This is a genomic window from Kitasatospora sp. NPDC087861 (genome assembly GCF_044742585.1).
In the GTDB taxonomy this organism is placed as follows: domain Bacteria; phylum Actinomycetota; class Actinomycetes; order Streptomycetales; family Streptomycetaceae; genus Kitasatospora.
Genome location: NZ_JBIUUS010000039.1, coordinates 6,794 through 28,401 on the forward strand (window position 1 = coordinate 6,794; position 21,608 = coordinate 28,401).

Annotated in this window: 18 protein-coding genes and 1 pseudogene; 13 read left to right on the plus strand and 6 right to left on the minus strand. The window is 75.7% G+C overall.

Features of this window, described 5'->3' with window-relative positions:
- Positions 1-284 precede the first annotated feature (284 nt).
- Positions 285-1,217 (minus strand): LysR family transcriptional regulator substrate-binding protein, encoded by a 933-nt coding sequence (locus ACIOJE_RS34645; protein ID WP_280685984.1) that lies wholly within the window; start codon positions 1,215-1,217, stop codon positions 285-287.
- Between the two features lie 201 nt (positions 1,218-1,418).
- Between ACIOJE_RS34645 and ACIOJE_RS34650 the strand changes: the two genes are divergently transcribed.
- From ACIOJE_RS34650 to ACIOJE_RS34660, 3 genes are read left to right on the plus strand one after another with little or no spacing between them, the layout of a single operon-like run.
- The gene (locus ACIOJE_RS34650) at positions 1,419-2,360 is read left to right on the plus strand and encodes a DMT family transporter (RefSeq protein ID WP_400781756.1); all 942 of its coding nucleotides are present in this window, start codon (positions 1,419-1,421) and stop codon (positions 2,358-2,360) included.
- A gap of 9 nt (positions 2,361-2,369) precedes the next feature.
- Positions 2,370-3,734, plus strand: a complete 1,365-nt coding sequence (locus ACIOJE_RS34655; protein ID WP_400781759.1) for a sensor histidine kinase — start codon at positions 2,370-2,372, stop codon at positions 3,732-3,734.
- Positions 3,719-4,375, plus strand: coding sequence for a response regulator (locus tag ACIOJE_RS34660; RefSeq protein WP_400781761.1), 657 nt, complete (start codon positions 3,719-3,721; stop codon positions 4,373-4,375). The genes ACIOJE_RS34655 and ACIOJE_RS34660 overlap by 16 nt, the downstream gene beginning before the upstream one ends.
- A 20-nt stretch (positions 4,376-4,395) precedes the next feature.
- Here ACIOJE_RS34660 and ACIOJE_RS34665 read toward each other — a convergent pair.
- The 3 genes and pseudogenes from ACIOJE_RS34665 to ACIOJE_RS34675 form a co-directional block, all read right to left on the minus strand.
- Positions 4,396-5,409, minus strand: a pseudogene (locus ACIOJE_RS34665) (thiopeptide-type bacteriocin biosynthesis protein); the annotation flags it as partial.
- Positions 5,410-5,430: 21 nt separating this feature from the next.
- The gene (locus tag ACIOJE_RS34670; RefSeq protein ID WP_400781856.1) at positions 5,431-6,561 is read right to left on the minus strand and encodes a glycosyltransferase family 4 protein; all 1,131 of its coding nucleotides are present in this window, start codon (positions 6,559-6,561) and stop codon (positions 5,431-5,433) included.
- Positions 6,447-7,868: a hypothetical protein gene (locus ACIOJE_RS34675; RefSeq protein WP_400781764.1), complete on the minus strand. Its 1,422-nt coding sequence runs from the start codon at positions 7,866-7,868 to the stop codon at positions 6,447-6,449. Before ACIOJE_RS34675 ends, ACIOJE_RS34670 begins: the two co-directional genes overlap by 115 nt.
- A 173-nt stretch (positions 7,869-8,041) precedes the next feature.
- Between ACIOJE_RS34675 and ACIOJE_RS34680 the strand changes: the two genes are divergently transcribed.
- The 10 genes from ACIOJE_RS34680 to ACIOJE_RS34725 all read left to right on the plus strand — a co-directional run bounded on the left by ACIOJE_RS34680 (position 8,042) and on the right by ACIOJE_RS34725 (position 18,981).
- The gene (locus tag ACIOJE_RS34680) at positions 8,042-8,986 is read left to right on the plus strand and encodes a GNAT family N-acetyltransferase (protein ID WP_400781766.1); all 945 of its coding nucleotides are present in this window, start codon (positions 8,042-8,044) and stop codon (positions 8,984-8,986) included.
- Positions 8,979-9,770, plus strand: coding sequence for an aminotransferase class IV (locus ACIOJE_RS34685; RefSeq protein WP_400781769.1), 792 nt, complete (start codon positions 8,979-8,981; stop codon positions 9,768-9,770). The genes ACIOJE_RS34680 and ACIOJE_RS34685 overlap by 8 nt, the downstream gene beginning before the upstream one ends.
- Positions 9,771-9,949: 179 nt before the next feature.
- On the plus strand, positions 9,950-10,807 hold the full coding sequence (locus ACIOJE_RS34690; RefSeq protein ID WP_280685991.1) for an ABC transporter ATP-binding protein: 858 nt from the start codon (positions 9,950-9,952) through the stop codon (positions 10,805-10,807).
- On the plus strand, positions 10,804-10,926 hold the full coding sequence (locus ACIOJE_RS34695) for a hypothetical protein (protein WP_400781773.1): 123 nt from the start codon (positions 10,804-10,806) through the stop codon (positions 10,924-10,926). Before ACIOJE_RS34690 ends, ACIOJE_RS34695 begins: the two co-directional genes overlap by 4 nt.
- Positions 10,923-13,457, plus strand: a complete 2,535-nt coding sequence (locus ACIOJE_RS34700) for an FtsX-like permease family protein (protein WP_400781776.1) — start codon at positions 10,923-10,925, stop codon at positions 13,455-13,457. Before ACIOJE_RS34695 ends, ACIOJE_RS34700 begins: the two co-directional genes overlap by 4 nt.
- A 323-nt stretch (positions 13,458-13,780) precedes the next feature.
- Positions 13,781-14,251, plus strand: coding sequence for a hypothetical protein (locus ACIOJE_RS34705; protein WP_280685993.1), 471 nt, complete (start codon positions 13,781-13,783; stop codon positions 14,249-14,251).
- On the plus strand, positions 14,248-15,819 hold the full coding sequence (locus tag ACIOJE_RS34710) for a multicopper oxidase family protein (RefSeq protein ID WP_400781779.1): 1,572 nt from the start codon (positions 14,248-14,250) through the stop codon (positions 15,817-15,819). The genes ACIOJE_RS34705 and ACIOJE_RS34710 overlap by 4 nt, the downstream gene beginning before the upstream one ends.
- Positions 15,820-15,985: 166 nt before the next feature.
- Complete coding sequence (locus tag ACIOJE_RS34715) at positions 15,986-17,344, plus strand: DUF2252 domain-containing protein (RefSeq protein ID WP_400781781.1); 1,359 nt, start codon at positions 15,986-15,988, stop codon at positions 17,342-17,344.
- A gap of 116 nt (positions 17,345-17,460) precedes the next feature.
- Entirely contained in the window at positions 17,461-18,000 is a 540-nt protein-coding gene (locus ACIOJE_RS34720; protein WP_400781784.1) for a GNAT family N-acetyltransferase, read from the plus strand.
- Between the two features lie 60 nt (positions 18,001-18,060).
- Complete coding sequence (locus tag ACIOJE_RS34725) at positions 18,061-18,981, plus strand: DUF6891 domain-containing protein (protein WP_400781787.1); 921 nt, start codon at positions 18,061-18,063, stop codon at positions 18,979-18,981.
- Positions 18,982-19,073: 92 nt separating this feature from the next.
- Here ACIOJE_RS34725 and ACIOJE_RS34730 read toward each other — a convergent pair whose 3' ends face one another.
- The gene (locus ACIOJE_RS34730; RefSeq protein ID WP_400781790.1) at positions 19,074-19,982 is read right to left on the minus strand and encodes a diacylglycerol kinase; all 909 of its coding nucleotides are present in this window, start codon (positions 19,980-19,982) and stop codon (positions 19,074-19,076) included.
- Positions 19,979-21,601 (minus strand): FAD-binding oxidoreductase, encoded by a 1,623-nt coding sequence (locus ACIOJE_RS34735; protein ID WP_400781793.1) that lies wholly within the window; start codon positions 21,599-21,601, stop codon positions 19,979-19,981. Before ACIOJE_RS34735 ends, ACIOJE_RS34730 begins: the two co-directional genes overlap by 4 nt.
- Positions 21,602-21,608 lie beyond the last annotated feature (7 nt).

Here is a 21,608-nt window from a genome sequence, read left to right on the forward strand (position 1 = left end):
GGGGCGATGGTGGTATACCACACCTCAGCACCCCCCGTCGAGGGTGCGCCGGCACCTGCTCGTCGTGGTCGGGGTGGTCCTGCGGCGGCATAGAGGCGATGGTAACGGCCTCGGCGCGCCGATGGCCCGGATCGCCCGGACCCGCCCCTGCCCCCGCTCCACCCGCTCCTCCTCACCGGACGCCCCGTCAGCCCGGCCCCGAATCTACGCGACCGCCGTCGGGCGCATCGCACCAGGTCAGGGCCGTGGTGGTGAGCTCCGGGACGGAACGCCGAAAAGCGCCGTCAGCCGCCCGCCGCCGCCCCGACCCCGCGCACGGCCCCGGACCCGACCTCGGCCCCGACCCCCTGCGCCGCCCCCACCGCCGCCAGCAGCCCGCCGACCGCCGGCGACCACGGCCGGCTGGTCGGCCCGGTGAGCGTGAGCGTGCGGTGGACGGCGGGCCGGATCGGGACGAGGACGCAGTCGGCCGGGACCATGGTCAGCGCCAGCGCGGGCATCACCGAGACCCCGACGCCCGCGTGCACCATCCCGATGAGCGTGTTGAGGTCGCGGATGCGGTGCCGGGGCGTGAAGCGGGTGCCGGCCCGGCGGTAGGCCTCGCGGATGTGGCGTTCGCAGCCGCCCTCGGAGAGCAGGAAGTCGTCGTCCTCCAGCTCGGCGACGTGGATGGTCTCCTGCCCGGCGAGCGGGTGGTCGCGGCGCAGCAGCGCGTGCATGGAGTCGGCGCCGAGCGCGACCGCCCCGGGCGGGAGCGGGCCCGCGTCGACCAGGACGGCGGCGTCGACGGTGCCCGCCTCCAGCCAGGCGGTCAGTTCGGCGTCCTCGCCCTCGAAGACCCGGACGGTGACCTGCGGGTAGGCGTCCTTCCAGTCCCGGAGCAGCCCGGGCAGCAGTGCCTGGCACACGGTGGTCGGCGCGGCGAGCCGGACGGTGCCGGTGGGGCCGCCGGAGTGCCGGGTGGCGATGGTGCGTACGGCGGCGGCGGAGGCGACGGCGGTGCGGGCGTGCGGGAGGATCTGCTCGCCCAGCGGGGTGGGCCGGGCCGGGTTGCCGCGCAGCAGGACGGGCGCGCCGAGGACGCGCTCCAGCGCGGCGACGGCGTGCGAGACGGCGGACTGGCTGATGCCCAGGTCGTCGGCGGCCGCGCCGAACCCGCCGGCGTCGGCGACCGCGACCAGGGCCCTCAGCTGGGCCAGGTTGACCTCCGAGGCCATGAGACTTCCTCACCCTTCCGGCACTGCCACTTGTTGGACTCATGGTCCGCCGCCGGGCCAGACTCTGTCCAGACGACACAGACGACACAGACGACACAGACGACACAGACGACACAGACGGAACGGGCCGGGCGCACGCCTGGAACAGCCCCGGAACGGTACGGAACGGAACGGGACGGGACGAACGGGGAGGTGGTCGGGGTGCGGCGCTGGTTGCCGGGCTTCGTGGCATTGTCGGCGATCTGGGGCGCGAGCTTCGCGCTGATCAAGGTGGCGGTGGAGGCGGGGGTGCCGCCGCTCTGGGTGGCGCTCTGGCGCTGCGTCCTCGGGGCGGTCACGCTGTGGACGATCCTCGTCCTGCGTGGCGAGCGCGCTCCCCGCGACCGCGCGCTCTGGGGGCACTCGGCGGTGTTGGCGGTGCTCCTCAACACCGTGCCGTTCACCCTGTTCTCGTTCGGTGAGACCCGGGTCAGCTCCGTCCTCGCCGGGGTGATGAACGCGACCACCCCGCTGTTCACCCTGCTGTTCGCCGTCCTCACCGTCCCCGCGGAGCGCCGCCCGGGCGCGCACCGGCTCTCCGGACTCGCTCTCGGCTTCGTCGGCGTGCTCACCGTCCTCGGGGTCTGGCGCGGCATCGGCTCCGGCGAGGCCGCCGGCGGCCTCGCCTGTCTGGCTGCCGCCTGCTGCTACGGCGCGGGCTTCGCCTACCTGCGCCGCTTCCTCTCCGGCCGGCCGGAGTCGGTGGTCACCCTTTCCGCCGTCCAGATCGCCTGCGCCACCGTCGAGTTGGCCTTCATCGCGCCGTTCGCCGCGGGCGCCCCGCACTGGCCGGGCGCGGGCGCGGCCGGCGCCCTGCTGGTGCTGGGCGCGGTCGGCACCGGCCTCGCGTACCTGCTCAACCTCGGCCTGGTCCGCACGGCCGGCACCGCGGTGGCCTCCGCGGTCACCTATGTCATGCCGCTGTGGTCCACCGCCCTCGGTGCGGCCTTCCTCGCCGAACCGGTCGGCTGGAACGCCCTGGTGGGCGGAGTGCTGGTGATCGCCGCCGTCGTCCTGACCCGCCCCCGCCCCGGACCCCGCCCGGCGGTCGCTGCCGCCAGTACCGCCGCTGCCGTTCCGAGGCCTGGTCAGACGGTTCGTTAGAGTGACCGGGTGAACGAGGAGGAGCAGCCGCCGGTGGCCGTCTGGGCCGCGCTGCGCGCCCACCCGCTGCGCTTCCCGTTCACCCGGTGGGTGCCGCGCTGCTGGGCGTACCTGCTCGGCGGCGCGCTGCTCGGACCGCTGCTGCTGGTCGTCCTGGCGGCGCTGCTGGCGGTCGGCCTGGGGCTGTCCGTGGTCGGCGTCGGACTGCTGGTCCTCCTCGCCCTGGCCCTCGCGGGCGTCCCGGTGGCCGCCGTCGAACGGCGGCGGCTGCGGCTGGTCGAACCGGTGCCGGTCCCCGACCCGCACCGCCCGCTGCCCGGAGCCGGCCGCCGCGCCCGGCTGCGGACCCGCCTGCGCGAGCGCGCCACCTGGCGCGAACTCGCCCACACCGCGCTCACCGCGACCGTCCTCGCCGCCGCCGCGCTCGGCTTCACCGCCGTGCTGCTGTTCGCCGGCGCCCTGGTCGTCTCCCCGGCGATCGTCTGGGCGCTCGCCCCCGAGACCGTCATGATCATTCCCGGGCGGGTGGTGTCCGGGCCGCTCGCCGCACTGCCGTTCACCGCCGTCGGGCTGGCCGGACTGCTCCTCTGCGCCTACGCCGGTGCCCTGCTGACCACCGCCCACGTGGCACTCGCCCGCCTCCTGCTCGGGCCCCGCGACGAGGACCTCGGCCGGCAGGTCCTCGAACTCACCCGCTCCCGGGCCCGGCTGGCCGACGCCTTCGAGGCCGAACGCCGCCGCATCGAACGCGACCTGCACGACGGCGCCCAACAGCAGCTCGTCGCGCTCAGCATGACCCTCGGCCTCGCCGACCACGCGCTGCGCGGCCGCCTGTGCGAAGCCGACCCGGCCGATCCCTCCGTCGACCCGGCTGCCGATGCGGCTGCCGACCCGGCCGTGGCCCAGGCCGCGGCGCTGGTCGCCCGGGCCCGGGGCGAGGCCCGGCAGGCCCTGGAGCAACTGCGCGGCCTGGTCCGGGGCATCCACCCCCAGGTCCTCACCGACCACGGCCTCGCCGCCGCCGTCGCCGAGGTCGCGCTGCGCCACCCCATCCCGGTCGAGGCCGACCTCGACCTCCCAGGCCGGCTGCCCGCGCCGGTCGAGACGACCGCCTACTTCACCGTCACCGAGGCGCTCACCAACGCCGCCAAGCACAGCGGCGCCACCGCGATCACCGTCCGCGGGAGCGTCGCCGACGGCCGCCTGGTGCTCCAGGTGACCGACGACGGCCACGGCGGGGCCGACCCGGCCGCCGGGGCCGGACTGCGGGGACTCGCCGACCGGGTGGCACTCCTGAAAGGACGGCTGATGGTGACGAGCCCGACGGGCGGCCCGACCACACTGCGGCTGGAGGTCCCGTGCTCCGGGTCGTGATCGCCGAGGACGCCGTCCTGCTGCGTGCCGGACTCGTCGAGCTGCTCACCCTCGGCGGCCACCGGGTGACCGCCGCCGTCGGCGACGCCCGCGCCCTCGCCGCCGCCGTCGACGCGGAACGGCCCGACGCCGTCATCACGGACGTCCGGATGCCGCCCGACTTCTCCGACGAGGGCCTGCGCGCCGCCCTCGACCTGCGTGAACGCCACCCCGGCCTGCCCGTCCTGGTGCTCTCCCAGTACGTCGCCACCCCGTACGCCACCCGCCTGCTCGCCGCCGCCGGCGCCCAACCCGCCGGCCTCGGCTACCTCCTGAAGGACCGGGTCGGCGAGGTCGCCGACTTCCTCGACGCCCTGCGCAGGGTCGCCGCCGGCGAGACCGTCATCGACCCCGACGTGGTCCGCGTCCTGATGCGCCGGCAGTCCACCGACCGCCCGCTCACCCGCCTCACCCCCCGCGAACGCGAAGTCCTGGCCCTCATGGCCGAAGGCCTCAACAACCAGGCCGTCGCCGCCCGGCTCACCATCACCGAGGCCTCGGTGGTCAAGCACTGCGGCAACATCTTCATGAAGCTCGACCTCGACCCCACCGAGGGCAACCGCCGCGTCCTCGCCGTCCTCGCCCACCTCCGCGGCGAGTAGGGCGCGTGCGCCGCCCGCCGGTCGTCCCGCCGGGCGTGGTCGGCGAACTGGGCGAACAGGTCGGCGGCGCGCCGGGCGTCGTCGTCCGGGTCGGTGCCCAGGTTGCGCCCGACGTCGTCCCGCAGCACCTGCCAGACCCCGCGGTGCTCCCAGCCGACGATGCCGAGGCCGTCGAGGAGTTCACCGAGGAGGTACAGGGAGAACCGCCACTCCGCGACCGTCTCCGGTCGGCCCGGCGCGGCGACGGCGTCGTGGTGATCGAGCCAGGCCAGGGAGTCGACGGTGAACAGGTCGTGGACGTGTCGCATCGACCGCGGGCCGCCGAAGAGATAGGTCTCCGGCTCGTACCTTCCGCACCGCGGCGGCCGCGACCGTCCGTCCACCTCGCGGAAACGGCGCACGAGTTCCTCGCGCAGTTCCTCGGTGTCCGAACGGCCGGCCTCGAACCGTACCCGCAGCCCTGGCGGTTTGTGCATGAAGAAGAAGGAGCGGGCCGAGCCGTCGGCGATCAGGTCGCGGGCCGTGTCCGCGACGGCGCGGTAGGTCCGGTGCCAAGTGGCCGGTCCCGGCGTGAGGTTGATCTGGACCCAGCCGTCCTCCGGCCTGTCGTCGCGCAGCGCGGACAGCCCGGCGGTCAGGAAGGTGCGGCGCGCGGCCTCGTATTCGGGGCCCGCGGAATCGACCGGTACCGTTCCCCGCGGAAGGCCGCGAACGTCCTGGAGGCAGTCGGCCAGCAATCGTTCGACGTCCAGCATCGTGCCCACCTCCTCGTGATTTCCGCTGTACTCCTCGGGTTTCCGTGATCCGGTCGGATTGAAAACCGGAAGGCAAATATTCATATGATGAAAAAGGGTTGCGCCCCTTGCGCGTTCGGGATTTCGTGCGCTGGCGGCGCACCTGGCGGGCGCACGCGGTCGGCGGGGCGGCATCGCCGTTTCGCGGCCCTGCCCATCGCTTTCACTCCCCGGAGGAGAGGTCGTCCGCGGGCCGGTGGGGGATGGACCTCGGGTTCGAACTCCCCTCGGGTGAAGCATGGTTGACAGGATCGGGGGGTGTCAGGAGGGCTCGGCGAGGGCGTCGGGAACGGGGCGGGCGGGAACGGGGCGGGCGGGAACCGGGTGGGCGGGGTCGAGGAGGTGGGCGAGGCGGTGGGCGGAGGCGTCCCAGGTCCAGTGGGTGGTGGCCCAGTGGCGGCCGGCGGCGCCCATGCGGGCGCGGTCGGCCGCCGGGGCGAGGAGGAGGCGGGTGAGGGCGGCGGCCACGCCGGCGGGGTCGCGGCCGTTGACGACGGTGCCGGTGACGCCGTCGAGGACGGTGTCGGGGGCGCCACCGGAGCGGCCGGCGACGACCGGGAGTCCGGCGGCGGCCGCTTCGAGGTAGACGATGCCGAGGCCTTCGGCTTCGAGGCCGGCGCGGCGGGTGCGACAGGGCATGGCGAAGACGTCGGCAGCGGCGTAATGGGCCGCGGTGGCCGCGTGGTCGAGGCCGCCGGTGAATTCGACGGTGCCCGGTTCGGTGCACCGGTGGGCGAGGGCGCGCAGGCGGTCCTCGTCCGGGCCCTGGCCGACGAGCACGAGGGTGGCGCCGGGGACGGCCCGGCGGATCGCGGGCAGGACGCGGATCAGCACGTCCTGCCCCTTGCGCGGGACGAGGCGGGCCACGCAGAGGATCACCGGCCCGGACCGGGCCCGGCGCGCGCCGTCCTCGGCGGGCCGGAAGCGGTCCGGGTCCACGCCCGGCACCAGGCGCGCCAGCCGGGCGTCCGGGCCGAGGGCGGGGGCGATCCGGGCACGGGTGTACTCGCCGAGGTAGGTGACGACGTCGACGCTGCGGCCGATCCGGCGCAGCAGACGGCGGGCGCCGGGGGTGCGGGCCCACCAGATCTCGTGGCCGTGGGTGGTGGCGACGGTGCGGCGGATGCCGTCGGCCTGGCGGAGCAGGCCGGGGGTCATCGCGGCGAGCGGGGCGGCGGCGCCGAACCAGACCCGGTCGCAGCCGTGGGCACGGGCGATCTCGGCGGCGCGGCGGGTGGCCCGGGTGGTGGGCAGCAGGGTGCGGGCCTGGTCGCGGATCACCGGGAAGGGGAGAGCGGCGTCGTGGCGGTCCGCGCCCGGTTCTGCGGAGGTGTAGACCACGACGTCGGAGCCGGGCAGGCGGGTGGCGAGGGCGTGGACGAAGGTTTCGATGCCGCCCTGGCGGGGCGGGAAGTCGTTGGTGACGATGAGTGTGGTGCCCATGGGCGGCTGAGACCTCGGTTCGGGTTCGGGTTCGGGTTCGGGTTCGGGTTCGGCGTCGGGTTCGGGTTCGGCGTCGGGTTCGGCGTCGGAGGGAGGAGCAGCGGGAGCCGGGGGAGCAGGACGAGGACGAGCGGCAGCGCGAGGTAGCCGAACCGCCCGGCGGGGGCGAGCAGGAAGGCCAGGGCGAGCCCGAGGGCGAGCCGGTCGGCGGCGGCCGCCGCGTGCCGGGGCGGGTGGGTGAGCAGGGAGGCCGCGAGGGCGAGGGCGGCGAGCAGCAGCAGGCCGACGGCGGCGTACCAGCCGGGCGGGCCGAGGTCGGCGAGCAGCCGTCCGGGCAGGGGGCTGGCGGCGGGAGTGGGCAGGTCGCCGCGCCCGGTGGGGAAGGCGAAGACCTGCTGGAGCATCGGCCGGGGCGAGCGCACCGCGCCGGGCAGGATCAGCAGGGCCGTGCCGCCGACCGCGACGGCGGCGGCACGCAGGGCGGGGCGCCGTCCGGCGGTGGCGGCCAGCAGGGCGGTGACCACGGCGACGGCCGGCCAGGCCGTCCACTTGAGGGAACAGGCGGCGGCGAGGGCCAGCCCGGCGGTGACGGGCCGTTGCCGGGCGGCGAGGGTGAGGGCGAGCCAGCAGAAGCCGGTCATCGGCAGGTCGACGCCGCTGACGCAGAGCGGCAGCGCGACCACCGGTGAGGCGGCCAGCGCGGCCAGGGCGGTCCGGCGCCCGGCGGGTGCGGAGCGCAGCAGGCAGGCCAGGAACACGGCCGCGCACCAGAGCCGCGCGTCGCCCACCAGCCGGGCCGGGGCCGCGGGAAGGCCGCCGGACCAGGCCGCCGGCAGGCCGTCCAGCAGGGCCCGGGGCAGTCCGAGGAGCGCCATCCCCGGCAGGTACGGCGTGTATTCGGCGACCGTCCGCGGTTCGGCGAGGTACGGCGTGCCGGTGTGCAGCAGCAGTGCCCCGGAGCGTTCGATCACCCCGACCTCGCTCTGTCCCCGGCCGGTCAGGACCAGTGCGACCAGGGGCACGGCGACCGCCCCGGCGAGGGCGAGGGCGACGGACAGCCGCCGGCCCCGGCGCGGCGGCAGGAGGGCGGCGAGCGCCGCCAGCAGGTAGCCGACGGCGGCGCAGCCGCCCCAGGCGCGGTGCGGGCCGAGGTCGGAGAGGAGCGGGAACGCCCCGGCCCAGCCGGCTGCGAGGAGCCATCCGCCGCACCACGCCCGTGCCTGCCGTCTGCCGTGAAGGTCTTGCCGATTCGTCACTCCTTCATTGCATCGCCGCAGGTCAGCGTGGTCATCACGGTCAGGTCGAGTCCTCTGGTCGGGTTTCCCCTACCTCCGGTCCGAGCCACGGCGCGGCGGGATTCGCATCCGATCTGACGTTCGGTGTTCGATGGATTACGGAAAGTGCCCGCAGCCCCGCTATCGTGGCGCGCGTGGTGAGGTCGTGGGATGCGGCGGTGGAGCGGGCGCAGGACCGGCTGGCGGCGGGGCCGCGGCTGAGGGCGGTCGCCGTGGGGGACGAACAGCGGTTCGCGCTCTGGGACTTGGCGTCCCTGGCGGAGGGTGGGCTGGGGGAGCGGGTGGCCCCGGACGGGCTGGCGCCGGAGGCCGAGCGGCGGTGGCGCGAACGGCTGGGCGAGAGCGGCCGGGAGTGGCCCGGCGGCGAGTTGTACCGGCGCCGCTACTGGGTGCTGGACGAGGGCGGTGCCGTGGCCGGCACGGTGGCTGTGGACAACTGGACCAGGGGGCCGGGCCAACTCGCCGTCTCCTCTCTCTACGTGATCCCCGAGGCGCGCGGCCGCGGCCTGGCCGCCGGGGCGCTGGAGGAGGTGTACGCGGCGGCCGTCGCGGAGGGCCTGCCCGGCTTCCGGCTGGAGGCGCACTGGACCTGGCCGCACTCCGTCCGCTACTACCTGCGCCGCGGCCTCTGGGTGGTCGGCTGGAAGCGCTCGCTGGCCCTGGCCCGGATGCCTCAACTCCCGCGCTACCAGGTGCGCGAGGAGGACGGCTGGCTGCACCTGCTGGTCGCGGACCGGGCGCGGGGCTGGGTGCCGATGCTCGCGGCCGGCCGCGAGGGCCGCTGGCTGCGGTTGGGCGAGACGCCCGACTACCGGGCCGCCGACGGCTGGGTGCGCGAGTACGCGCGGTCGACGCTGGCACTGCACCTGGCGCTCGAGGGCCGGCCGCTGGTGCGCGGCCCGCAGTGGTGGGCGGAGGCGTGGCGGTGGTCGGACGCCGGGGAACCGGAGGGGCTGGCGTACAAGATCGAGCAGTTCGAGCAGTCGGCCCGGGCGGCGGGCCGCCCGGTGGTCGGCCCGCAGTACCCGCCGACGGCCCCGGTGGCGGTACCGGGACTGGCAGACTCGGGGGATGGCTGAGATCGAGATCGACGGCGCGCCGGCCGACCCGGCGCGGCTGGCCGCACTGGGGCTGCTGAACTACGGGCACTTCACGACCCTGCGCGCCGAGGCGGGCCGGGTCCGGGGCCTGGAACTGCACCTGGACCGGCTGGTCCGGGACGGCCGGACGCTGTTCGCCGCCGAGTTGGACCGGGTGGCGGCGCGGGAGCGGATCCGCGCGGTGCTGCCCGCCGACGGTGCGCCGGTGATCGTCCGGGTGACCGGGTACGACCCGGAGCTCGGCCTGGAGCGCCCCGGCGGCCCGGCCAGGCCCGGCCTGCTGGTCACCACCCGCCCGGCCCCGACGACCGCGCCCGGCCCACTGCGGGTGCGGACGGCGGCGTACCGTCGGGAGCTGCCGGAGGTGAAGCACGTCGGCCTGTTCGGCCTGGTCCATCAGCGCAGGCTGGCCCAACTCGACGGCTACGACGACGTGTTGCTGGTCGACCCGGACAGTGGCCGGGTGACCGAGGGCGCCACCTGGAACGTCGGCTTCCTCGACGGCCGCCGACTGGTCTGGCCGGACGGCCCGAGCCTGCCCGGCGTCACCGCCGCGCTGCTGGCCGGAGCGTACGACGGGCCGCAGTCGCGCGAGCCGGTGGAGGCGTCCGGGCTGGACCGCTTCGCGGCCGCGTTCGCGGTGAACGCGGGCGTCGGTGTCCGCCCACTGGCGGCGGTCGACGGCACCGCCTTCGACCCGGCCCACCCCGTGCTCGCCGAGCTGCGCGCCGCCTACCAGGGGATCACCGCCGACGTGGTGTGAGCCGGGGTCCTTGCCCTGTTACGGGCTCGCGACGCCCGCGCGCGCTGCTGCCCCCCGGAGGGCGGTGGGGATATCCCCACCCCCGGTCCGCCAGCGGCCTCCATGGTTCGCGAGCCCGGTCCTTCCTAGCGTGGAACACGTCGACGACCAGCGACGATCCCCGAAGGAAGGCCCACCCCATGGCACGCCGCCACGACCGCCCATCGACCGAGCCGTACGCGACCGAGCCGTACGAGGCCGGCCCGTACGCCAGCGGGGCGTACGCCGGCGGCCCGTACGCCGGGCAGAGCGTCCGGCCCGCGATCGAGCTGCGCGGGGTGCGCCGTACCTACGGCCGCGGCGGCGAGACCGTGCACGCGCTGCGCGGGATCGACCTCGCGCTCGGGCACGGCAGCTTCACCGCCGTGATGGGCCCGTCCGGCTCCGGCAAGTCCACCTTCCTGCAGTGCGCGGCGGGCCTGGACAAGCCCGACCAGGGGGAGATCCGCCTCGGCGACGAGGACATCACCCGGCTGAGCGAGAACCGGCTCACCAAGCTGCGCCGCAGCCGGATCGGCTTCATCTTCCAGTCCTTCAACCTGCTTCCGTCGCTGACGGTGGAGCAGAACGTGCTGCTCCCGCAGCGGCTCGCCGGCGAGCGCCAGGACCGCGCCCGCGCCCGGGAGCTGCTGGCCCAGGTCGGGCTGGGCGAGCACGCCAAGCGGCGGCCCGGCCAGCTCTCCGGCGGCCAGCAGCAGCGGGTGGCGATCGCCCGCGCGCTGATCACCAGCCCGGACGTGGTGTTCGCCGACGAGCCGACCGGCGCGCTGGACACCACCACCGCGCACGAGGTGCTGGGCCTGCTGCGGCGCGCCGTGGACGACCTGGGCGCGACGGTGGTCATGGTGACCCACGACCCGGTGGCGGCCTCGTTCGCCGACCGGGTGCTGTTCCTGGCCGGCGGCGCGATCGTCGACGAGCTCCACCACCCGGAGCCGCAGGCCGTCGCCGACCGGATGGTCCGGCTCACCGCCCGCCCGGTGAGGGTCGCGGCATGAACCAGCGGAACGACCTCGCCACCGAGTGGAACGACTCCGCCATCGGGCGGAACGACTCCGCCATCGGGCGGAACGAGCAGGACGACCTCGCGGCCGAGCGGAACGGGGCGGGCGCATGAGCAACGGACTGGCACGCGCCTCGGTGCGCTTCCGGCCCGCGTCCTTCGCGGGCACCCTGATCGCCCTGCTGCTGGGCGCCGCCGTGGTGGTGGCCTGCGGGGCCCTCCTGCAGACCGGCCTGACCGCGGGCGTCGCACCGCAGCGGTACGCCGGCGCCCCGGTGGTGGTCGCGGCCGACCAGGCGGTGAAGACCTCCGTCAAGGTCGGCAGGGACACCGAGACCAGGGAGCTGACCACCCCCGAGCGGGCCCGGACGGACGCCGCCCTGGTGAGCCGGATCGCCGCACTGTCCGGCGTCGCCGCCGCCCGCCCGGACAGCGCCTTCCCGCTGCCGGCCGGGGCCGGCACCCCCGCCCTGACCGGCCGGGGCTACGCCGCGCTCGGCATCGCCGGCCCGGCCGACAAGCTGGTCGAGGGCCGCGCGCCCGGCGCGAACGAGGTGGTGCTGGACGCCGACACGGCGCGTGCCGCCCACCTCGCGCCCGGCGCGAGCCTCACCCTCGCCGCCCCCGGCGGCACCGGTGCCTACCGTGTCTCCGGCCTGGCCGCCGCCCAATCGGCCGGCCCCACCGCCTGGTTCGCCGACGCCACCGCCGACCGCCTGTCCGGCCACCCCGGCCGGATCGACGCGATCGCCGTGCAGCCGCGCGAGGGCATGGACCGCGCCGCGCTCGCCGCCCAGGTCCGCCAGGCCGTCGGCGCCGACGCCAAGGTCTTCACCGGCGACGGCCGTGGCACCGTCGAGCAGCCCGCCATCGGCGAGGGCCGCACCCTGCTGATGGGGCTCGGCGGCACCTTCGGCGGCTACGCCACCATGACCGCGATCTTCGTCGTGATGAGCACCGTCGCCCTGGCCACCGGCCAGCGCGCCCGTGAGTTCGCCCTGCTGCGCGCCATCGGCGCCACCCCGCGGCAGATCCGCCGCACCATCGCCACCGAGGCGGTGCTGGTCGCGCCGGTCGCCGGCGCGCTCGGCATCCTGCCCGGGCTGGCCCTCGCCCACTGGTGGTTCGACGAGCTGGCCGCGCGCGGCGCGGTGCCGCCGGGCGTGCAGCTGGACGTCGGCCCGCTGCCGATGCTCGCCGCCATCCTCACCTGCACCCTCGCCGCGCTGACCGCCGGCTTCCTGGCCGCCCGCCGCCCCGCCCGGCTGCGCCCTGGCCAGGCGCTCGGCGCGGCCGCCGTCGAACCGGCCCGCCCCGGCAAGGTACGCACCGTCATCGGGCTGGTCTTCGCCGCCGGCGGCGTGGCCGCCGCCGTCTTCGCGGCCGCCCTGGACGGGATGAACGCCGCCAACACCGCGCTCGGCGTGGTCATGTGCTTCATGACGGCCGTCGCCCTGCTCGGCCCCTGGGTGGCCCGGATCGCCGCCGCGGTGGTCGGTGCCCCGCTGCGGGCCGGCGGCGCGCCCGGCTCGCTGGCCGCCGACAACACCCGGGCCAACGCCCGCCGGCTGGCCTCCGCGATCACCCCGATCGTGCTCGTCACCGCCTTCTGCGGCACCCTGCTGTTCCTCCAGAGCACCATCAGCCACGCCACCGGCGAGAACGTGCGCAACGGCATCACCGCCGACCACGTGGTCGGCTCCACCGGCCCCGGCCTGCCCGCGGGCACCGCCGAGCGCGCCGCCAAGGTGCCCGGCGTGGACGCCGCGGTCGGCGTGCTGCGCACCGCCGCGGTGTACGAGCACAGCCAGCAGCTCGCCTCCGCCACCGCGCTCGGCGTCGACGGCGACCCGGCCCGGCTGTCCCGGGTGCTCGACCTGGGCGTGCGCGGCGGCGCGCTCGCCGACCTCGGCCGCGGCGACGACACCGTCGCCCTGGACGTCACGCTGGCCGACGCGCTGGACGCCAAGGTCGGCGACCGGGTGTCGCTGCGGCTCGGCGACGGCACCCCCGTGCGGCCCGCCGTGGTCGCCGTCTACGACCGCGGGCTCGGCTTCGGCCAGGTGCTGCTGCCGCGGGCGGCCGTCGTCGGGCACGTCACCGCCGGGTACGACAGCCAGGTGCTGGTCGCCGACGCGCCGGGCGCCGACCGCGCGGCGGTGGCGGCCGCCCTGGCCGGGCTCGCGGGCCCCGGCGGGACGACCGTGACCGACCGGGCCGGGTTCGTCGCCCAGTCCGACAAGATGATGGAGCTCAACGCCTGGGCCAACAAGGTGATGGCCGGCGTCCTCGGCGGCTTCGCGGCCGTCACCGCCGCCAACACCCTGGTGATGACCGTCCTCGACCGGCGCCGCGAGGTCGCGCTGCTCCGGCTGGCCGGCACCACCCGGTGCCAGGTGCGCGGCATGATGCGCTGGGAGGCGCTGCTGGTCGCCGCGACCGGGCTGGTGGTCGGCGGGGCGATCGCCTGGATCGCCCTCGTCCCGATCGCCCGGGGCGTCGCCAACTCCTCCCCGTACGTCCCGCCGGTGCTCGCCCTGCCGCTGGCCGCCGGAGCCGTCCTGCTCTGCCTCGGCGCCACCGGGCTGCCCGCCCGGGCCCTGCTGCGCACCCGCCCGGTGGAGCTGGGCGCCGCCCGGCAGTAGCCGCGGTCCTGGTGCCTTCGGGGGCCCCGGCCGGTAACACCGGACGGGGCCCCTTTCCGTCTGCTCGGAGCCCCCTTCCGTTCTGCTGCGGGTGTCTTCGGGCGGGTGCGGCACCCGCTGGAGGACCGCCGGCCGGCGGCCCTCGAGGACCGCTGGACGGCCGGACGAGGGGCTCGCTCGGACGGGTGACAAAAGCCCGGCCGAGCAGGCGCAATGGGATGGTGGGAAAAGTCCGGAACCCTTTGTCGGAGCCGATCGTGACGTCGGATCAGTTACGCTCTCGCCCGCCCCGACCGACCCGCCGAAGCAGAGAGTAGCCCGACATGAGCAGTCCTCCCGCGGCCCCCGCGCCCCGTTGGCCGCTGATCCTGCTGCGCATCACCGCGACCACCCTGACCCTCCTGGCCGTGCTCCAGGCCATGCTGGCCGGCAGCTTCCTCAACGGCACCTACGAGTCGCTCAAGGACCACGAGGGCAACGCGATGATGCTGGCCACCGTCGTCGTCTGCCAGCTGGTGGTGGCCGCGCTGGTCCGCCGGCCCGGCCGCGGCCCGCTCTGGCCGCTGTGGACCACCGCCCTGCTGACCGTCGCCGTCATCGGCCAGATCGGCGCCGGCTACGGGCGGGCGCTCGGCGTGCACGTCACCCTGGGCGTGCTGCTGGTCAGCGGCGTCCTGTTCGGGCTGGTCGGCGCCTGGCGGATCCCGCTGCCCGCCCGCGCGGGGAGCCTGCCCGTGCCGGACGGCAGCGGACGGCTGCCGCGCCCCACCAGGTCGCGGGAGGTGGTCAAGTGAACCGCCGACGGTTCCTCGGCCTCGGAGCCTCCGTCCTCGGCGCCGGCGCGCTGGCGGCCGTCACCGTCCCCGCGGCCGCCCGGCTGCTCGCCGAGGGCCGCCCCGGCCGGCTACTCAGCAGCGACCTCGCCCTGCCCGAGCCCTTCCAGGTCCCGCTGCCGGTGCCGGCGGTGCTCCAGCCGGTGCGCACCGACGGGACGACCGACTACTACGAGATCACCCAGCAGGTCGCCAAGCTGGAGATCCTGCCCGGCGTCAGGACCGAGGCCTGGACGTACGGCGGCACCTTCCCCGGGCCGACCGTGGTCACCCGGTCCGGCCGGGCGGCGGTGGTCAAGCACCGCAACGAGCTGCCGGTGGCGACCGTCGTCCACCTGCACGGCGGCCACACCCCGGCCGACAGCGACGGCTACCCCATCGACCTGCTGCTGCCGGTCGGCTCCTCGGGTGCGGGCGCGGACCAGGGCATGTCGGGGATGCCCGGCATGCAGCACGCGACGGGAAACACCGTCACCGGCGAGCGCACCCACACCTATCCGGGCAACCAGCGCGCCGCCACCCTCTGGTACCACGACCATCGGATGGGCTTCACCGGCCCCGCGATCTGGCGCGGCCTGGCCGGCTTCCACCTCGTCCACGACGACGAGGAGAACGCCCTGCCGCTGCCGAAGGGCGAACGCGACCTCCCGCTGATGCTCGCCGACCGTGCCTTCGCCGCCGACGGCTCCTTCCACTACCCCGCCACCGACGCGGCCCTCGCCGTGCCCGGCGTCACCGACGACTACATGAACGGCGTCCTCGGCGACGTCATCCTGGTCAACGGCGCCCCCTGGCCCCGCCTCGACGTCGACCGCGCCCGCTACCGGCTGCGCGTGCTCAACGCCTCCAACGCCCGCCTCTACCGGCTCGAACTCGACCCGCAGCCCTCCGGCGGCGACGCCCTCGTCCAGATCGGCTCCGACGGCGGGCTGCTGGCGGCCCCGGTCACCCACGACGCCCTGGAGATCGCCCCCGCCGAGCGCTTCGACCTCGTCGTCGACTTCTCCCGTTACGCCCCGGGCACCTCCGTGCGCCTGGTCAACCGCTTCGGCAGCGGCCGCACGGCGGAGGTGATGCGCTTCGACGTCTCCTCCCGGCAGGTCAGCGACGACTCGACCGTCCCCGACAAGCTGTCCGCCGTCGAGGCCCTGGACGCCTCCGCCGCCGTCGCCACCCGCCACTTCAGATTCCGCCGCAGCCGCGACGACGGCTGGACCATCAACGACGACCCGTACCAGCCCGGACGCGACCTCGCCCGGCCCGCCCTCGGCAGCATCGAGCGGTGGCGCTTCTCCACCGACCTGCACCACCCCGTGCACGTCCACCTCAACCCCTTCCAGGTGCTCACCCGCAACGGCAGGGACCCGGGCCCGTACGACGCCGGCTGGAAGGACACCGTCGACCTGTGGCCGGCGGAGGTGGCCGAGGTCCTGGTGCGCTTCACCGACTACCGGGGGACGTACCTGTTGCACTGCCACAACCTGGAGCACGAGGACATGGCGATGATGGCGGACTTCACCGTGCAGTGAGCACGCGGGTTCATCCGTTTCATCCGTTCGGTCGAGTGCCGGAGGGTGCGCGGTGCGCCCTCCGGCAGCGGTGACCTAGCGTCGCGAGGAGATGCACCCGCCGTCCCGGCGACCTGTCGTCCCGGCGACCCGTCGCCCCGGCGACCCGTCTACCGAGGAGCCGCGCATGACCACCCCCGCCGAACGTCGCCGGCACGGCCGGGCCGCCCGCGACCGCGTCTCCCGCTCCGCCCACGGGCGGTGGATCCCCGCCGCCGACCGGCCGGACCCGGTCGAGGTCCTGGTGCGCCAGGGCGAGGACCGGGTCGCCCGGCTGCTGCCGATCCGCTACGGGCGGATGGCCGACACCCCCTTCACCTACCTGCGCGGCGCCGCCGCCGTCATGGCCGCCGACCTCGCCGCCGTCCCCGACACCGGCCTCACCGTCCAACTCTGCGGTGACGCCCACCTGTTGAACTTCGGCGTGTACGCCTCGCCGGAACGCGCCCTGCTCTTCGACGTCAACGACTTCGACGAGACCTACCCCGGCCCCTTCGAATGGGACGTCAAACGGCTCGCCGCCAGCATCGCCGTCGCCGCCCGCGGCAACGGGCAGGACGAGGACCGCGCCCACCGCGCCGCCCGCGCCGCCGTCCAGGGGTACGCCACCGCGATGCGCCGCCTCGCGGGGCTCGGCGAACTCGACGTCTGGTACTCCCGGATCGCCACCGGCGACCTGCTGCCGCTGCTGCGCAAGCCGGGGCGGCACAAGCGGGCCGAGGACGGCCTCGCCCACGCCCGCCGCCGCACCAGCCTGCAGGCCTTCGGCAAGCTCACCGAGGAACGGGACGGGCGCCGGTGCATCATCAGCGCGCCACCGCTGATCGAACCGCTGAAGAAGACCGGACTGCGCGACATCGGCAAGGTGTTCAGCGACTACCGGGCCACCCTCGCCGAGGACCGCCGGCTCCTCCTCGACCGCTACCGCTTCGTCGACGCGGCCACGAAGGTCGTCGGCGTCGGCAGCGTCGGAACCCGCTGCTTCATCGTCCTGCTGGAGGGCCGGGACACCCGCGACCCGCTGTTCCTCCAGCTCAAGGAGGCCGGGCGGTCCGTCCTGGAGGAGCACCTGCCGCCCACCCGGGTCGCCGCCGAGGTCGCCGCCCACCACGGCGGCCGCCGCGTCGTCACCGGCCAGCACCTCATGCAGGCCGCCAGCGACATCTTCCTCGGCTGGACCACCGGCCCCGCCGGGCGCCACTTCTACGGCCGCCAACTGCGCGACATGAAGGGCTCGGTGGAGGTCGCCGACCTGACTCCGGCCGGCCTGCGCGGCTACGCCGACCTGTGCGGTCGTACCCTCGCCCGCGCCCACGCCCGCACCGGCGACCGCCTCGCCATCGCCGGCTACCTGGGCGGCGCGGACACCTTCGCGGAGGCGATCGCCGACTTCTCCGTCCGGTACGCGGACCAGACGGCGCTCGACCACGCGGAGCTGCTCGCCGCGATCGACGCCGGACGGATCACGGCGCGGCCGGGGATCTGAGGGCGGGGATCTGAGGCCGGGGAGCTGAGGGGCCGGGATCTGGGGGCGGCCCGGCCGCCGGGGCCCGCGGGAAATGCGGTTGCCCCGGTGGGGACGGCTGACATTGGCTTGCCCACATGACCGAACTGCGCACCGACCGCCTGCTCATCCGCCCCTGGCGGGACACCGACCTCGCGCCGTGGGCCGCGATGAACGCCGACCCCGAGGTCCGCGAGCACCTCGGGGACGTCCTCACCCGCGAGCAGAGCGACGCCTCGGTGGCGCGCTTCCAGGCCGAGAGCGCGGCGCGCGGCTACGGCTGGCTGGCCGTCGAGGTACGGGCCACCGGCGAGTTCGTCGGCTTCGCGGGCCTCGACGACGTCGACGAGGGCCTGCCCTTCACCGGCGTCGAGATCGGCTGGCGCCTGGCCCGCGCGGCCTGGGGCCACGGCTACGCGACGGAGGCGGCCCGCGCCGTCCTCGCCCACGGCTTCGGCACCCTGGGCCTCGCCGAGATCCTCGCCGTCACCACCGCGACCAACCTCCGCTCCCAGGCCGTCATGCGCCGCCTCGGGATGACGTCCGACTCCGCCGACGACTTCGAGGACCCGGACGCCCCCGAGGGTCCGCTGCGCCCCAACGTCCTGTTCCGCCTCCGCCGCGAGCAGACGGGCTGAGGCCGGTCGGTCGTCCCTGTTGATGCTCCGGTGTCAGTGGCGTGTGCTTGGGTGATCCACATGCTGGCGATCGGGGTGCAGGAGAACGACGGGACGCGACACCTTCGGGTGGGCGCGGACGAGTTGGCGCGGCTGGTGCGGCGGATCGGTGCGGAGGGCGACCGCTTCCTGGTCGCGCAGCGGATACCGGACCTGCCGGAGGTCTTCATCCAGGTGTGGCACGCCGACGGCGGCGACTACACGCTCGAACACCGCGACGGCTCCGCCGCCCGGCACTTCGAGGTGCGGACGGACGGGCCCGATCCGGTGATCGCCGCGATCACCGGCTGGGCGCGGCGCGAGCCGGGCTGGGGCGACGGACTGGACTGGCAGCCGCTCGACCTGGGCCCGCGGCCCGAGCCCGCCCCGCCGCTCGACCTGCCCGCCGCCGACCTCGGGCACCTGGAGGACCGGCTGCGCCTCACCCTGGCCGCCGGCTACACCACCCGCGCCGAGCTCGCCGGACTCGCCGAGGACTACCTCGTCTCCGGAGATCACCGCCCGCTCTCCCGCGACCAGGCCGAGCAACTCGCCGACCGGCTCTGGCTGGAGCGCGTCGGCGAGCAGACCGGCTGGATCGGCGAGACCGACCCGGAACGCCTCACCCGCGCCTTCGCCGCCCTGACGGCGGCCGGCCTCACCGCGCGGGAGCACTTCGCCTGCTGCCGCTCCTGCGGCGACGCGGAGATCGCCGCCGCCGCAGCGCCGGACGCCCACGGCTACGTCTACTTCCACACCCAGGGCACCGACTCCGCCGCCGCCGGCCACGGCCTCAGCCTCCGCTACGGTGGCTTCGACGCCTCCCCGCTGACCACCACCGCCATCGGCCACGAGGTCGTCGCCGCCCTCACCGACGCCGGCCTGCCGGCAGTCTGGAACGCCGACCCGTCCCACGCCATCGAGATCCGCCCCCTCCTCTGGCGCCGCCGGCTGACCGGCTGAGCCCCATGGCCGAAGCCGAGCCCGCAATGGTCCTCGGGGCCCGGCGCGTTGGGTGGCGCGCCGGACCGGGTGCGGTCGGGACGTCGGGCGGTTCAGGGGACCAGGAGGTGGAGGGCGGCTCGGTCGACGGTGACGTCGACGGGGAGCGGGGCGATGAACTCGCCGTCGGCGTAGGCGGTGATGGTGGGGGAGTCGATCCGCAGGGAGGTGGTGCGGTGGGTGGTGACCTCGGGGTGGGTGGTGTGGGTGCCCTTGAAGAGGGTGGGGAAGAAGCGGGCGATGCGCAGGCGGGGCATGGCGGCGACGAGGGTGAGGTCGAGGAGGCCGTCGTCGGGGAGCGCGGCGGGGCACATCAGCATGCCGCCGCCGTAGCTGCGGGTGTTGCCGACGGCGGCCAGGGTGAGGTCGCGTTCGATGACGGTGCCGTCGGCGAGGGTGATGCGGAAGGGCAGGGGGCGCAGGTTGACGAACTCGGCGAGGATGGCCAGGTTGTAGCGCATCCGGCCGCGGGGCCAGCGCAGCCGGTTGGCGCGGTCGCTGACCAGGGAGTCGAAGCCGGTGGCGAGGACGGAGCCGTACCAGCGGGTGGTGCCGTCGGCGGCGGTGACCCGGCCGAGGTCGACGGTCCGGGTGCGTCCGGCGGCGACGACGTCGGCGGCGGCCTCGGGGGTGCCGAGCGGGAGGCCGTATTCGCGGGCGTGGTCGTTGCCGGTGCCGGCGGGGATCACACCGAGCGGGCAGGCCGTGCCGGCGACGGCCTGCAGGGCGAGGTTGATCATGCCGTCGCCGCCGACCACCACGACCGCGTCGACGCCGTCGGCGACGGCCTGGCGGGCGAGGCGGACGGAGTCCTCGGGGTCGCGGCCCGCGCGCCGGTCGACGTCGAGGCCGAGGGTGCGCAGGCGGGCGACGGCCCGGTGGGCGGCGGGTGCGGCGTGGCCGGCGCCCGCCGCCGGGTTGGTGAGAACGGCGACCCGGTGGACGGTTCTCGGGCCGGTCATGGGATCAGCTTGCCGGGGTTGAGGATGCCGGCCGGGTCGAGTTCGGCCTTGACGGCGCGCAGGATGCGCACGCCCAACTCGCCGATCTCGTCGGTCATCCAGGGCCGGTGGTCGGCGCCGACGGCGTGGTGGTGGGTGATGGTGGCGCCGACGGTGACGATGGCGTCGCAGGCGGCGCGCTTGGCGACGGCCCACCGGGCGAGCGGGTCCTCGCCGAGGGCGGCGACGACGGTGAAGTAGAGCGAGGCGCCGGTCGGGTAGACGTGCGAGATGTGGCAGAGGACGAGGGCGCCGGGCAGGGCGGTGGTGAGGGCCTGGGTGACGGCGGTGCGCAGCTCCGGCAGTCGGCTCCAGTCGGTCGCCGTCTCCAGGGTCTCGCACAGGGCGCCGGCGCTGAGCAGGGAGTCCCGCAGGTAGGGGGCGTTGAACCGGCCGTGTTCCCAGGCCCGGGCGGGGGCTTCGCCGAGGGAGGTGGCGCCGGCGGCGAGCAGGGTGTCGCGGGTGAGCCGGTGGCGGGCGGCGACCTGTTCGGCGGTGCCCTCGAAGACGGTGACGGCGAGGCAGCCGCTGACGGCGGGGGCGCCGCCGATCTGCTCGGTCATGGCGAGGTTGACCATGGTCTCGGCCTCGTCGGAGAGCCGGATGACGGTCGGTCCGGTGCCGCCCTGCTCCACGGCGCGCAGGGCGGCGCTGCCGGTGGCGAAGTCGGGCAGGCTCCACGCCTCGTAGGCCTTGACGGCGGGCAGCGGGTGAACACGGAGCCGGACGGCGGTGATGACGCCGAGGGTGCCCTCGGAGCCGAGGAAGAGTTCGCGCAGGTCGGGGCCGGCGGCGGAGGCGGGGGCGCGGCCGAGGTCGAGCACCCCGGCGGGGGTGACGACGCGCAGGCCGCGGACCATCTCGTCGAAGCGTCCGTGGCCGGCGGAGTCCTGGCCGGAGGAGCGGGTGGCGGCGAAGCCGCCGATGGTGGCGTAGCGGAAGCTCTGCGGGTAGTGGCCGAGTTCGTAGCCGCGTTCGGCGAGCAGGGCCTCCGCGGCCGGGCCGGTGAGGCCGGCGCCGAGGACGGCCTCGCCGGAGGTCTCGTCGAGGTCGTGGAGGCGGTCGAACCGGCGCAGGTCGAGCGAGACGACGGCGGTGAAGGAGCCGCGCTCGGGGTCGAGGCCGCCGACGACGCTGGTGCCGCCGCCGAACGGGACGACGGCGATGCGGCGTTCGGCGCAGAGCGCGAGGACGGCGGCGATCTCCTGCTCGTCGCCGGGCAGGACGACGGCGTCGGGCGCGTCCTGGGGCGCGCGGCTGCGGCGGCGCAGCAGGTCGGGAGTGGACTTGCCGCCGGCGCGCGGGAGCCGGTCGGCGTCGGCGGCGCTGACATGGGCCTCGCCGACGGCGGCGGCGAGGGCCTTGAGGTCGTCGGCGGAGATCCGCGAGGGGTGCAGCACGACCTCGTCCGCGGCCGGTCCGGGGGCGGCGTCGCCGGTGACGCCGAGGGCGGCGGCGAGCAGCCCCTTGATGTCCGCGGACAGCTCCTTGGCGAGGGCCGGGTCGCCCCAGGCGTCCCACTTCATCGGGGGGAGCGGCAGCGCGGCGTCGGCCGGTCCCGCTTGCGTCTCAGGTGCCATGCGTTAC